This is a genomic window from Hyphomicrobiales bacterium, assembly GCA_016125495.1.
Lineage (GTDB): Bacteria > Pseudomonadota > Alphaproteobacteria > Rhizobiales > RI-29 > RI-29.
In genome coordinates this window covers 69792-83279 of sequence record WGLQ01000005.1, presented here as the reverse complement: position 1 = coordinate 83279, position 13488 = coordinate 69792, and the positions used below count along the sequence as shown (strand labels likewise).

The 13488-nt window shown below is 67.8% G+C and carries 12 protein-coding genes; 1 reads left to right on the top strand and 11 read right to left on the bottom strand.

What is annotated here, in order from left to right; translation table 11 throughout:
- Window positions 1–70: 70 nt before the first annotated feature.
- The 9 genes from tilS to GC150_05005 form a co-directional block, all read right to left on the bottom strand.
- Window positions 71–1669 carry a tRNA lysidine(34) synthetase TilS gene (tilS, locus tag GC150_05045; GenBank protein ID MBI1384256.1) on the bottom strand — a complete coding sequence of 533 codons (1599 nt, stop codon included), beginning with the start codon at window positions 1667–1669 and terminating at the stop codon, window positions 71–73.
- Window positions 1670–1714: 45 nt separating this feature from the next.
- Window positions 1715–2758: a tol-pal system protein YbgF gene (gene ybgF / locus GC150_05040; GenBank protein MBI1384255.1), complete on the bottom strand. Its 1044-nt coding sequence runs from the start codon at window positions 2756–2758 to the stop codon at window positions 1715–1717.
- 331 nt (window positions 2759–3089) lie between these two features.
- Window positions 3090–4670: an OmpA family protein gene (locus tag GC150_05035; protein ID MBI1384254.1), complete on the bottom strand. Its 1581-nt coding sequence runs from the start codon at window positions 4668–4670 to the stop codon at window positions 3090–3092.
- Between the two features lie 264 nt (window positions 4671–4934).
- Window positions 4935–5429 (bottom strand): peptidoglycan-associated lipoprotein Pal, encoded by a 495-nt coding sequence (gene pal, locus GC150_05030; GenBank protein ID MBI1384253.1) that lies wholly within the window; start codon window positions 5427–5429, stop codon window positions 4935–4937.
- 760 nt (window positions 5430–6189) lie between these two features.
- Window positions 6190–7566, bottom strand: coding sequence for a Tol-Pal system protein TolB (gene tolB, locus GC150_05025; protein MBI1384252.1), 1377 nt, complete (start codon window positions 7564–7566; stop codon window positions 6190–6192).
- Window positions 7567–7803: 237 nt separating this feature from the next.
- A complete protein-coding gene (locus GC150_05020; GenBank protein ID MBI1384251.1) occupies window positions 7804–8709 on the bottom strand; it encodes a hypothetical protein in 906 nt (301 codons plus the stop codon).
- 13 nt (window positions 8710–8722) lie between these two features.
- Window positions 8723–9172, bottom strand: coding sequence for a protein TolR (gene tolR, locus GC150_05015; protein ID MBI1384250.1), 450 nt, complete (start codon window positions 9170–9172; stop codon window positions 8723–8725).
- Window positions 9173–9174: 2 nt separating this feature from the next.
- A complete protein-coding gene (tolQ, locus tag GC150_05010; protein MBI1384249.1) occupies window positions 9175–9885 on the bottom strand; it encodes a protein TolQ in 711 nt (236 codons plus the stop codon).
- A gap of 287 nt (window positions 9886–10172) precedes the next feature.
- Window positions 10173–10649, bottom strand: coding sequence for a YbgC/FadM family acyl-CoA thioesterase (locus GC150_05005; GenBank protein ID MBI1384248.1), 477 nt, complete (start codon window positions 10647–10649; stop codon window positions 10173–10175).
- A gap of 112 nt (window positions 10650–10761) precedes the next feature.
- Between GC150_05005 and GC150_05000 the strand changes: the two genes are divergently transcribed.
- Window positions 10762–11328, top strand: a complete 567-nt coding sequence (locus GC150_05000; protein ID MBI1384247.1) for a Uma2 family endonuclease — start codon at window positions 10762–10764, stop codon at window positions 11326–11328.
- Between the two features lie 25 nt (window positions 11329–11353).
- Here GC150_05000 and ruvB read toward each other — a convergent pair whose 3' ends face one another.
- Both ruvB and GC150_04990 read right to left on the bottom strand, forming a co-directional pair.
- On the bottom strand, window positions 11354–12421 hold the full coding sequence (gene ruvB / locus GC150_04995; protein ID MBI1384246.1) for a Holliday junction branch migration DNA helicase RuvB: 1068 nt from the start codon (window positions 12419–12421) through the stop codon (window positions 11354–11356).
- A 132-nt stretch (window positions 12422–12553) separates the two neighbouring features.
- On the bottom strand, window positions 12554–13462 hold the full coding sequence (locus GC150_04990; GenBank protein ID MBI1384245.1) for an EamA family transporter: 909 nt from the start codon (window positions 13460–13462) through the stop codon (window positions 12554–12556).
- Window positions 13463–13488 lie beyond the last annotated feature (26 nt).

Here is a 13488-nt window from a genome sequence, read left to right as displayed (position 1 = left end):
GATATCGGCGCTGCGCAGGCCCCGTTTCCAGCCCCCCGACGCGCCCGCCCGAACACCCATTCTGCTTCGCTCATGCGCCATTGTGCCCACCCCGGGCCGTTTCGACGACGAGCCCCACGAAGCGGGCGTCGAGCCCCATTGCATCCATTGCAAGACCCGAACCGTCCGGTCCGACCGCGATCCCGACGGACGGCGCGGCGAGCGAGCCATCCGCGAACACCGCCAGCGGCAGGCAGGCCGCATCGCGCCAGACCGGCACGCCGACCTGCGCATGGGCGGCCCGCAGGCCCTGCCAAGCCTCCTTGGTCATCGGCGTGATCTCGCAGGGCTGGTCCACGAGGGGGCCGCCGGGCCGCCCCGGTGCGCAAGGCGGGCGCCGAACCATACAACGCCCGTCCCAGAGGCCGGCCGCCCCTGGCGCCAACACCAGTCGCGGTGATCCCATCCTGCCGACCTCGCGCCCGATGACGACCTCCTCGGCTGCCAGCAGCAAAACGCAGCCGCCGACCGTGAGCCGGCCAGTCTGCCCCCCGAGCACAGCCGCCAGCACCTCCTCGCGTTGCGTCAGCGAACTTCGTGCCCCGCCGCCCGCGGCCGCCAACCCGCGCCCGAGCACGCGTAGCGCCGTCTCGTCGCCAGCCTGCGACAGCGCGGCCCGTGCGAGCCGGACGATGCCGGTGCGCGCGTAGCCCGCTACGACGTCCGCTTGGCACGCGATCCAGTCGTCCGCCAAGCGCTCGAGGGTCGCGCTTGCCCGTCCGGCACGTTCCGCGAGCCGAGAGATTGATGGCGCCGCCAGGCCGAGCCCCTCCAGCACCTCGAGCGCCTTGCGCACACGCGCCCTTTCGAAACGCTGATCGGTGTTGCTCGGATCATCCACCCAATCGTCGATGCCGCGCGCGGTGAGACTGGCGACGAGCCGCCTGCGTTCGACCCCGATCAGCGGCCGCACCAGGACGATGTCCGACGCCGCCTCCAGGGCCCCGCTGCCGACTGGCGAAGGCACGGGCCGCCCCCAATGCATCGGCTGCTCGGACCGCATGCCGGCGAGCCCATCGACGCCGCTCCCGCGAACGAGCCGCATCATCACCGTTTCGGCCTGGTCGTCGAGGTGATGAGCGGTGACGACCGCCCCCGCTCCGATCGCGCGGGCGTGGGCGGCGAGGAGGCCGTAACGGGCGGCCCGCGCTTCGGCCGCGAGCCGTGACGGGCCGAGGCGCTCCGGAACGACGAGGGTGGCGTGCTCGAGTCCGAGCCGTGCGGCATGCGCTGCAACGACGCGCGCCTCCGCCGCCGACGCGGCTCTGAGACCATGATCGACGGTGGCAACGCGAACCAGTGGGACGACTGCCGGTTGGGGGGAGATACGCCCAACGCCATCGACGGCGCGCGCCCGCCCCCTCCGACACCATTCGGCGACGAGGACGAGCAGGGCGAGACTGTCCGCTCCGCCGGAAACCGCCAGCAGCAACCGGCAATGCCTCGCGAGGACAGCGAACAACCCGTCGAGTTCTTCGCCGGAGATGGATGCTTCGTCGCGCGAGGCGTGTGCCGAGACGATGCCCCCGGACTTCCCCTGGAGTCCGGTTTCGTCCGGTCCTGGCTGGTCGTCGGCGTCATGCATGACCTTGCGCCTCAACCGACCACGACCGGAGGCGCATGAGACCATGCCTGCGACGGCAGGCGCCCTGGTCACGCGGCCGGCGGCCGCAGTTTAGCACCCAGCGCGGTTCTGCTCTTCGGCAACGCGGCGCCTGTTCTGGCCGGCGGCTTCCGGAAAGCGTGCCTCGAACTCCTGGAACGTCGAGCAGGCCGCGGGCTTCTGTCCGAGGCGGCTCAATGACATTGCCAGCTTCAGCAGGCTGTCGGGCGCCTTGGTGCTCTCGCCGTATGTCTTGTAGGCCTTGAGAAAGGCGCCGGCCGCCTCCCGGTAACTGCCGCGCACATAGTGCGTCTCGCCGAGCCAGAACTGCGCGTTGCCGGCCAGCTTGTCCTCCGGGAAGCGATCGACGAATTCGGTGAATGCCGTCTGGGCGGCCCCATAGTCCTGCTGCAGCAGGAAGCCATAGGCGCGTTCATAGACCTGCTCGGGCGTCTGGCCCGTCACAGCCAAGCCGCTGGCCAGCGCCTCGCTTCCGGCGCCCGGAGCCAGAATGCGCCCGATCGGATCGCTACCCGTCGCCCCATCGAGCGAGGGCAGCGGCTGCAGGGTTCCCGCGCTGACATCGCCGACGCTGGTCGAACCCGTGCCGTAGCCACCATCGAACCCTCCCGCCACGCCGCGATTGGCCGGCGCGATCTCGGTGCTGAAGCCAACCGCCCCTTGCCCACCCGATGACGACTGGCCATCGTAGGTCGCCTGCGAGCCACCGCGCACTTCCGAAGTCAGCGCCGCGATCTGCCCCGAGATCGCCTGCAGCTGCGTCTCGACGGCCTGGAGGCGGAAGGCATCGTCGCCCGAGAGGCCGCCACCCGGACGCACCGCTCCGCCCGCCAGCGACTGTAGCGTTCCGATGACCACCTGGAGATCGACGATCTGCGCCTCGAGCTGCTCGATGCGCTGGCGCAATTCCTCGACTTCGCTGCGCTGTTGTGCGTCGGCCGGTTTCACGCTTGCCGTGGCCACGAGAACGCCGAGGCAAACGCCGATCGCCCAACCGTGAATGGTCCATACCCGCCAGACGTTCGCCGAGACGAGCCGTTCGAGCAGGCTGACGCCTCGCGGACGAAGGCGCGCAATGGAGCTGGAAGCGTTCATATCTCAGGGTTCCACTTCTGCGGCTCGCGGTGCTTGGACCTGGCGATGGACGACAGCCCCATTCAGGTCACAGCGGCTGAGCCGAAAAAACGACAGCAGATTCGCCATTTCGGCAATCCCCGGTGTCGGCACCCGCCGACGATCGCTGTCGCGCCACGGTGACGCCCATGTTCCGAGCCGAGGATAACCGCTCGGGCCAGACCGCGCCATACCGCGCCGGCTCGCCGAGCAAGGCCCGGGTGCGCTGGCCTTCCGCCGTTTCCCGGTCGACACACTCCGGACGGCCCGCCGCCCCCCAACCGGGGAATTGCGGGCACTCCCATCGTCATCATCAGCGCGACCTTGAGAGGTCGATCTGACGCAGCGCCTCGGAAATGTCGCGTGGACGGCGCCGAACCGGCGGGGCGACCTGCGGTGCTGGCGCTTCCGCGCGGGGTAACCCGGCACCCGCGACGCCGTCGCCTCGCTCGCCGCTCTCGACGATCGTCTCCGCCCCGTCTGACCCCGAGCGCACCGGCTCGACGCGGCTGACCCGGAATGTCCCCGTCGCAGGCACGCCGACCGCTGTCGCCGGCTCGCCGACCTTCGGCCCATGTCGTTGCTCGTGCGAAACGCGGCCCGGCCGGGCTCGCGCTGCCCCCACGACCGTGACGACTCGCCTGTTCTGGCGGGCGCAGATATCGCGGTCGCACTGCGCCACCGGCTCCGTTCGTCCGAAGGCGACGATCTCGATCAGGTCCTCGGAAACCCCGTTCTCGATGAGGAACAGCCGGACCGCCTGGGCACGCGCCACCGAGAGGTCGAGATTCTGCGCGTCCGTTCCGGGTTCGTCGGCATGCCCCTCGATTGTCACGTGGGCCGGATCGAACCCGATGATCCAACGCGCTTGCGCCTCGAGCACACCAGCAGCAGCCGGATCGATGTCCGCGCTTGCCGCACGAAAGAAGACGCGATCACCGACACTGGCGCGAAAGTCCGCCGGATCCCCCCCGAGACCGAGGAGACTGCGCGCCAAGCCATGATCGACGACCCCCTCGTTGCGATCATTGCCGTCGGCCGGAACGCTCGCCCCGCCGTCAGCGGCCCGCTTTTCTGAAGGCCGCGCATCCAGCGCCGGATCGACATCGTCACGAAACTCATCTGGCAAAGCCTCGCGCAGCAACGCTTCCCCGTCGACCAGCGATGGTCCACCCCCGGACCCCCGGCGACCACGCGAATCCAATTCGCCGGCCGGTGCGCTGACGCCGCCACCGAAGTCGACAACCTGATCGCCGACCGACCGCCGACGCCGCAGTTCGGCGAGCACCTCGGCCACGAGCGCATCGTCGCCGACGTCGCGCGCTTGGCCCGCCGGCGCATTGTCGGCCTCCAGCGCCAGCGGCTCGGGGCTCGGCTGCTCGCCATTCTCGTCGTCCTGCGCGAACACCGGCTCGCCGACGGTCGCGCCGTGGTCGAACGGCGCGCGCGAGCGGTAGAGGTCCAGCAACTCGGCGCGCGCCTCGGATGCGATGCTTTCGCCTTCATAGGCTTCGATGACGGCAGCGAAGTAGAGTTCGGCGCTCTCGAGATCGCCGCTCGCACGGGCCCGCCGGGCCTCGACCATCAGCCAACGTGCGCCCGTCGCCGTGGGACTGTCATTTCTGGCGCCGCCATCCTCCTGCATGGCACCGAGCGGTTCGACGGGAACCGGCTCGACGGCCTGATCGGCAATCGCGCGGTCAGCCGCCAAGCCACGCTCCTCGATCTCACGCAGCCGCTGGGCCAGCGCTTCGATCTCGGCCCTGAGGCGCACGATCTCGGCTTGGCCGCCCGTTGCCTCACGAGCCCAGCCTGAACCAACTGGCCAAACCACCGCCAGCGCGAGCCCACCGACGAGGCCCAATGCAATCCGATTTCGACGCCGCTTCATCATTGTTCGACCCAGCCGCTTGGGACAGTGCTGGGGGCCGCACCACCGCGCAATTGCAGCCGCGCCGGATGCGGTCACCCCGTCGGAATGAGCACGCCATGTCTCTTGGGCCGAATTTTGGCCCAACAGGTTGTCTGGGCGAGGATGAGTTGGCGACGCCGGCAGAATGATCCGCGGCTCGCAACGGTCAATGGGACCGCAAGGGGCGCACGCAACGCACCGACCGGCGGCAACGCCGGGGCGACGGTCGCGACGTCGAGGCCGCCGTCAGCTGGACGAACGGTTATTGAGGAGTGTGTGCGAGCGCCGGTTCTGCGACCAGCATGAGATGTCGTTGCACACTGCCACCGGACGCTCCTTACCGAAGGAGATGGTCCGCATGCGCTGCGGCTGCACACCCTGCCCCGTCAGGAACGAGCGAACCGTCTCGGCCCGCCGAGCGCCGAGCGCTATGTTGTATTCCCGCGTGCCCCGCTCGTCGGCGTGACCTTCGAGCGTGATGGTGTACTGCGGATACTGATTGAGCCAGAGCGCCTGCTTCTGCAGGGTCTGCTGGGCTTCCGGGGTGAGATCGGTGCTGTCGGTCGTGAAGTAGACCGTGGTCCCGACGTTGACGCTGAAATCACGCTCCGTGCCCGGCGTCACCGGACCGCTCGACCCGTAGCCGCCGTTCGCAAGGTCCGCCGTCGGTGAGGCGGCCTGATTCGCGCAACCCGCCGCAAGCAGCGCGACGGCGCTGATCGCCGCGAAGCGCGAAAACATGTTGTGCGGTTGCAGTCTCATCTCCGACCTCGCTGACCCCGTGCGGGCATTTCCAGCGCTGAGCGCGCGCGTGACCTGGAACGGCATGCCACCAAGTTGGCGCGAAATTGTGACGTGGGCAACGCGATTTGCGCCTGCAGCAGGAACGTCCGCCGTCTCGTCCCCGCAATCCACCGATCGGCATGACGCCGTCCGGCAGCGGCGTGACCATTGTATCGATGGCCGCTGCTGTGGCCGAGACGCCGCCCGACCACTTACGGGCCTTCAAAGAGAAACCGCGCACATCGCCTGATTTGACGATGGCGCGGTCTCGCATTCCGCTGGCTCGCCACGTTTCCGTGGGAGCCAGAATCCTTTCGCGAATTACTCCGCGACCTGCTGCACAGCCACGTCCGCCGCGCCGAGCTTCATCGGCGTGTGGGGGACTTCCTTGCGGCATGCACCAAGAGCAGCCGTCGCCAGCACAGCGGCAACGACGAGTGCGCCCTTCAAACCCTGCATGGTCTTCTCTCCTCTGCTAATCGGCAATCGCCGTATTCTCGATTAGCTGGCGTCGGCAGAGTCGATCAAGCAAAGCCCCCAAGGTGACGCAGGTTTTCCACGGCGTTGGTGCGAAAATGCCACGAGACCAGCACGGGCGCCACGCTTGGCGGGGGCCACCGGTCGGTCTGCGCCCTGGAACCTGAAGGGTAAGGAAAAGAGGCACTTGCTGGCAATTCCAATGGCCACTGAACAGGTGCCCACGACGCTCCCGGAACGGTCAACGCCCGAGCCTTGGCGACCAGGCCGGGTCCGAGGCGAACGAAGGGGTCGGCACCCGTCGCTCGTTGTAACCGGTGAGATCGATCGAGTAGATGGCCGGACCGCCGTTCTCTCCGGGCGACTCCCGAAAGAACATCAGGACCCGGCCGTTCGGCGCCCAAGTCGGGCCTTCGTTGTGAAAGCCGCCCGTGAGGATTCGCTCGCCGCTGCCGTCCGGCGCCATGACCCCGATGAGAAAGCGGCCTGCGTACTGCTTCGTAAACGCAATGAGGTCGCCGCGCGGCGACCAGACCGGCGTCGAATAACGCCCTTCCCCGAAGCTGATGCGGCGCTGCGCCGAGCCATCGGCATTCATGACGAAGAGCTGCTGGCCACCTTCGCGGTCCGATTCGAACACGATCTGACGCCCGTCGGGCGCGTAGGACGGCGCCGTGTCGATGGCATTGGCCTGTGTCAGTTGGCGCGTGGCGCGCGATTGCAGGTCGAGTTCGTGGATGGCCGAAGCCCCGCCCTGCTGCAGACTCATGATGATCTTGCGCCCGTCCGGCGAGAAGCGTGGGGCGAACGACATAGTCGGGAAGTTGCCGACCACCTGACGCTCACCGCTGTCGATGTTCATGAGGTGCACACTCGGCCGCCCGCCATCGTAGGACATGTAGGTAATGAGCTGCGAGGTCGGGCTGAAACGCGGTGTCAGCACCAGCGAGTCGCCCCGCGAGAGCACCCGCACATTCGCCCCGTCCTGGTCCATGATTGCCAACCGTTTGACCCTGCGGTCCTTCGGTCCGGTCTCGTCGATGAAGACGACGCGCGTGTCGAAGTATCCCGCTTCGCCGGTCAAACGCTCGTAGATGACGTCGGCAATGAGATGCGCGACGCGGCGCCAGTTTGCGGCATCGAACGCGAACGACTGGCCAGCGCTCTGGCGCCCGGTGTAGACATCCCAAAGGCGAAAGGCGACCTCGAGCCGCCCGTTGCCGCCGGAGGTCACATTGCCGACCGCGAGCGCCTCGGCCTCCAGCACACGCCAGTCGGCAAAGCGTGGAACCTGCTGCGCGCTGGCACCGCGCTCGATGAAGGCCGCCGGGTCGATCGGCTCGAAGAGGCCCGAGCCTTGCAGGTCGGCGGCGATGACCCCGGCGATGCTGGCCCCGAGCCGGCCGCTTTCCTCGTCGACGCCCAGGAACTCCGGTATCGCGATCTTGAGGGGGTTGAGCGAGCCCTCGGTCACCCGCCCGGTCACGGCATGGGCCGGCGCAACGAGGCTCATCGCCAGCGCAAGCGCCACCAGGACGAAGCCGATCGAGGCAGCCGCCTTCGCGGCGCCCGTGCGCGCACCGCACTCTACCCGGCTCGAAAGCGAAGCTGCCCGCATTCCCACAACCTTCCCTTTCCTGCCCGTGGCCGTCGCCGGTGCAGTTTGTCCCAGTCATGCCACCGGTCGAGCCCTGCCGGAGATCACCGGCAGGGCCGTGGCGTCACGCGACTTGTGCAGGCAACGCGCCCCGCGGTCCATGGTGCCACGCCAGCATCCCCGTTTTCCAACGGACTGGCGACTATTTCTAGGCGGATCGCAACCGTTGTCGGCGCCGCGACGCGCTCGTCCCGTTCCTCACCCGCCGAACATCCGCGTTGGATCGAAGGTGATCTCGTTACGCGCCCAATCGTCGTACTTGTCCTTCGGCAGGCGGTAGGGCTGGCAGGCCTTGATCGCCCGGATCGCGGCATCCGCCGCGGCGATGAAGAACGGCGAACTCTGATGGTTCACTACCCTCGGAATGCCCGTGACAGCGCCATTTCGGTCGAGTTCGAAAGCGATGACAGGCAGCAAGGCCTGCGCATTGGCGGCCCCGACCGGTGGCGTCCAGCACTGCCCGATCTGTCGCATGAAGAAGTCGAACTCGCTGATGGTCAGCTGGTCACCCTGTCCATCGGCCTGACCGAGCACGTTCGGCGTCCGACGCTGGCGATTGCCGAGCGCTTCTGTCTGAGCCGGCTGTGCGGCCGCGGCAGGGGCGGCATCGGGTAGTTTGTTGAGCAGCGCCGCGATGTCTTCCGAATCGAAGTTGTTGCGCTGCTCGCGGCGGGCGGGCGGCGTCTTCTTGGGCGGCTGCTGGGTGGCCGGCTTCGGGCGTTCGGCGCGCGCGGGCGGCTTGGGCTTGCGCGGTGGCGCCGGTGCCGCGGCGGGTGCGGCCGTCGCTTCGGGCTCACTCTTGGCCGCGGGTGGCACCGGTTCGGACGGCGCCGCTGGCGCTGGCGGCGGGAGCGCCGCGACCCGCTTTGGCGGCGTCGGCGTCTTTGCCGGCGGCGTCTCCTTGGGCGGCGGCGGCGTGGCGACCGTCGGTTCCGGCTTGGGGGTCCCCTGCCGGATGCGGGTCAGTTCTGCGATATCGACGATCTCGACGTTGATCCGCGTCGGCTGCGGCAGATCGAGCGGTTTGGATTGACCGAATTCGAGCAGCCCCCAGCCGATCAATGCGGCATGCAGGAACAGCGAGACGAAGAAAGCGATGCGCATCGTTCCTCCGCCTTCACGAACCCTCGATATCGGTGATCAGCGACACCTTCGTGAACCCCGCCGCGCTGATTCGCCCCATCACACGCATGACCTGACCATAATCGATCGCGCTGTCACCACGAACGAAGATCGCCTCGTCCGTCCCCCCCTTGCTGGCCGCGATCGCCTGCAGTCGCGGCGCCAGTTCGTCGAGAGTGACGGCGGTTTCCATGAGAAAGATATCACCCTTCGCCGAGAGCGTGACCGTCAGAGGCTCCTGGTTCGACGAAATCTGTTTCGCACGCGTCTTGGGCAACTCGATGGGCACGCCGACCGTGAGCAGCGGCGCTGTCACCATGAAGATGATCAGCAGCACCAGCATCACGTCGACGAAAGGCGTGACGTTGATCTCCGCCAACGGCATGTGCCGCGCGCGGCGACCCGACTTCTTGCCGCGCGAACTCCCCTGGAGGCTGGCTCCCATGGTCAGCTCCTGACGTCGACTTGCCGCGAGATGATTGCCGAGAACTCGTCCGCGAAGCCCTCGAGACGGCTCGCGAGGCGCCCCGCGTCGTTCGAGAACTTGTTGTAGAAGATCAGAGAGGGGATGGCAGCCAGCAGGCCGAGCGCGGTCGCAAAGAGCGCCTCGGCGATGCCTGGGGCCACCACGGCGAGGTTCGTGTTCTTGGAGGCCGCGATCGCCGTGAAGCTGTTCATGATCCCCCAGACCGTTCCGAAGAGACCGATGAACGGCCCTGCCGAAGCGACCGATGCCAGGAAGAGCAACCGCGACTCGAGGCGCTCCATCTCGCGAGCGAGCGTGACGTCCATCACCTTCTCGACCCGCCCCTGCAAGCCACGGAGCGACTTCGGCGTCGCCTCCAGGCTGCGCTTCCATTCGCGCATCGCGGCAACGAAGAGCGCGGCCGTCGACCTCGTCTTCTGGCGCGAGAGACCGGCATAGAGATCCTCGAGCGACTGGCCCGACCAGAACATCTGCTCGAAGCGGTTGGCATCGCGGCGAGCGCGCGAGAACGCGATGAGCTTTTCGAAGATGATCGCCCAGGACCATACCGAAGCCAGCATCAGACCGATCATCACCGCCTTGACGACCGGGTCGGCCTGCATGAAGAGGCCGATCATGGAGAGGCTGCCCTCACCCCCGTGGGGAAGTGCCAGGATCTCGACCGGGTTCATTGAAACTCCCGCCACTGGGGCCGCCTCGAGCCAGCCCGCCTCGTCCGACCGATGGCGGACCGGATCAGTTGTCCGACCGCGCCCGCTTGCAGCACGATGGCCGATACAGAAGGAAACATGATGGCCGGCCCGATGCGGCCGCCCTCGCTCGCCGGCACGCCAATTCCGGCTCGCACAAGCCGCTCATAGAACGGCTTATTGTGACCAAACAAGGACCCGTATCGTTCCACACCCGAGGTCACCTCGGCGCCATGCGCACCACTGTGCCTGCCCATCGCCCCCATCCGTCACCGCGACAATTGCTCGCGCAGCGCCCCCTTGATCCGCAATGGCCGTCCGCTTGCCCCGACCAGAACCACCTGCACCCGGCCGCGCGCGATCACCGTCCCCTCGCGTCGGATCTCCTGGCTCAACCGGCAGTAGGCACTCGCGAGTTCCTCCACCCGAGTTGCGACGACCAGAACATCGTCGATTCGCGCGGGAGCGAGATAGTCCAGTTCGAGCCGGCGCACGACGAACGCGGCGGGTCCCGCCCCGTCTCCTCCATCGGCTCCCGCATGGAGCACATGGTGATGAACGCCGAGCAACCGCAGGTAGTCCGAGCGCCCGCGCTCCATCCATCGCACGTGGCTGGCATGATAGGCGACGCCGGAAAAGTCGGTGTCCTCGAAATAGACCCGCACGGCGAGTTCGTGACCCGACGCGGTGAGCCGCCCGGCAAGGTCCGGCCATCCGCTCGCGGCACAGGCGCCCGCGCTATCCATCGCCTCGCCGGCCCGCACTACATCGTCGCCCACGGGTGTCATCGGCTCCGTCCCGTTGCTATATTGTGGCGCATGCACCGCGCGTTTCCCGAACGCTCGAACGAGAGGTTCCATGAGCCAGGCCCGCGCCATCAGCCGAACCGCCACCTACCAGGATATCGTCGATCTGCCGGACCATGTCACCGGTGAGATCGTCGCCGGCAACCTCTACGCGCATCCCCGACCCCGACCGCGCCATGTCCAAGTCACGACCGAGTTAGCGAGCGACCTCGTCAATCCGTTCGGCCGCGGCCGTGGTGGTCCGGGTGGCTGGCTGGTCCTCGTCGAGCCCGAATTGCACCTCGCCGACGACATCGTCGTTCCCGACCTTGCTGGCTGGCGTCGCGAGCGCATGCCCCGGCTACCCGAAACGGCCTGGTTCGAGACGTCAACGGATTGGGTCTGCGAGGTGCTCTCGCCCTCCACCGCGCAACTCGATCGCGGCCCCAAACGAGCGGTCTATGCCCGCGAAGGGGTGAAACACCTCTGGCTGCTCGATCCCGACGGCCGAACACTCAAGGTGTTCGAGCTGCGCGCCGGCCTCTACGTGCTGCTCACCGTAGTCGTCGGCGACGACATGGCCGCCGCCCCGCCATTCGACGCCGTGCCCTTCAGCCTCGCCAACCTCTGGATCGAATAGGAGCGCCCCGCACTGGTCCGGGCGATCAATCGTCACCCTCGCCACCTTCCCCGTTCGCCCCGCCGAAGAGGCTCGCCTGGCGCTCTTCCGCCGAGCGACTGCGCAGGATGCCGAGGTGTCGATAGGCCTTCAGCGTAATGACGCGGCCGCGCGGCGTGCGCCCGATGAAGCCCTGTTGCAGCAGATAGGGCTCGACGATCTCCTCGAGCGCGTCACGCGGCTCCGATAGCGCCGCCGAGATCGTCTCGATCCCGACCGGGCCGCCGTCGTAGTTTTCGGCGATGCAGCGCAGATAGCGATGGTCGAGCGCATCGAGGCCCGCCCCGTCGACCTCGAGCTGACCGAGCGCCCGGTCCGCCACCGCCGCATCGATCAGCGCCGCCCGCTCGAAGGCCGCGAAATCCCGCACCCGCCGCAGCAGCCGGCCCGCGATCCTCGGCGTGCCGCGCGATCGCCTTGCGATCTCGCGCGCACCGTCCTCGGCCATCGGTACGCCGAGCACCCGGGCCCCGCGCTTCACGATGGTCGTCAGCTCGTGCTCCTCGTAGAAATTGAGGCGGATCGGGATGCCGAAGCGGTCGCGCAACGGCGTCGTCAGGAGCCCAGCCCGCGTCGTCGCCCCCACCAGAGTGAACGGCGGAAGATCGATGCGCACGGAGCGCGCCGCCGGCCCTTCGCCGATGATGAGATCGAGCTGGAAGTCCTCCATGGCCGGATAGAGGATCTCCTCGACGGCCGGATTGAGCCGGTGGATCTCGTCGATGAAGAGGACGTCCCGCGCCTCGAGGTTGGTCAGCAGCGCTGCGAGATCGCCCGCCTTGGCGATGACCGGGCCAGATGTCGCCCTAAAGCCGACCCCGAGTTCGCGTGACATGATCTGCGCGAGGGTCGTCTTGCCGAGGCCGGGTGGTCCGGCGAAAAGCACATGATCGAGCGCATCGCCGCGCGAGCGCGCCCCCTGGATGAAGACCCTGAGGTTCTTGCGGGCCTGCTCCTGGCCTATGAAGTCGTCCAGCGTCTGCGGCCTGAGGTGCGCATCGACCTCGTCGGCCTCCCGCTTGGCGGCGGAGATGATGCGTTCTGGCTCGGGCATCGTGCGCTCCACGTCTCGTTCGTGGCATCCGGCAGCGTCCGGGTCGGGCCCCTCGCCAGCGAATCGACTGGCCGAAGACTACCCCCGATCGCCGGACCGGCTCAATCGCCGCCATCGACGGCCGCCCCCGGATCAGTGCGTTGCGAGCGCGAGCACCAGGATGGCGACCGCCGCGAGCGAGATGGCAATGATTTTCCGCCCCGTCAGCGGCTCCATGCCGAGCGCTGTCGAGAGCACCAGTGATCCGACGAAGCTCATGTTGGCGATCGGCACGACCACGCTCGCCTCGCCGACGCCGACGGCCAGCATGAGGAAGTTGGCGACGAGAAAGATGAGGCCTCCGGTTGCCACACTATAGGCGAGCGTCGAGCGCGCGAGAGCGATCCGGCCCTCCCAGGCGATCGCATAAACGGCCCCGACGGCGATGAACCCGACCGCGGACATCAGCATAATGAGCTGCGGCTCGACCGCATCGAGGCTGGCGATCTTGAGCACGATGCCCCAGACCGCGCGCAACAGGGAGGCGGCGACGGCGAGCAGAAAATAAAAGCGAAAACTCGCCGCTCCGGTTTGGAGTGGTCTCGGCCGGTAGAGCACCGCGACGGCCACCACGGCCAACCCGACGCCGAGCGCCTTTTCCCATGTCAGTGGCTCGCCGATGACGAGGATGGCCAGAGCCACCACCGCCACCGTGTTGAGACGGTAGACCGTCGAGGCGAGGCTGACGTCGACCTCGGCCAGACTCTCGACCAGGAGAAGGTTGGCGAGCGCGATGAGGACGCCCGCCAACGCCCCAACGGCCACGACATCTCCGAGGCCACCGAGCCCGACACCGGCCGCCGTTATCGCCACGAGTTGCAGCCCGAGCCAGACGAGACCGGCCAGCATCACATAGGTGCCCCGCGCGCTCGCCTGCACGGAAAACCGGCGGAAAACGATGTCGAGCGCGGCCGCCGCCGAGAGGCTCCCGAGCGCATAGGTTACCGCGAGCGACAATTGCTGGGTCTCCGAGTAGATGATTATTGCCGGCGCCCGCCCGATCGGTTCGGATGGGACCGGCCCGGAGC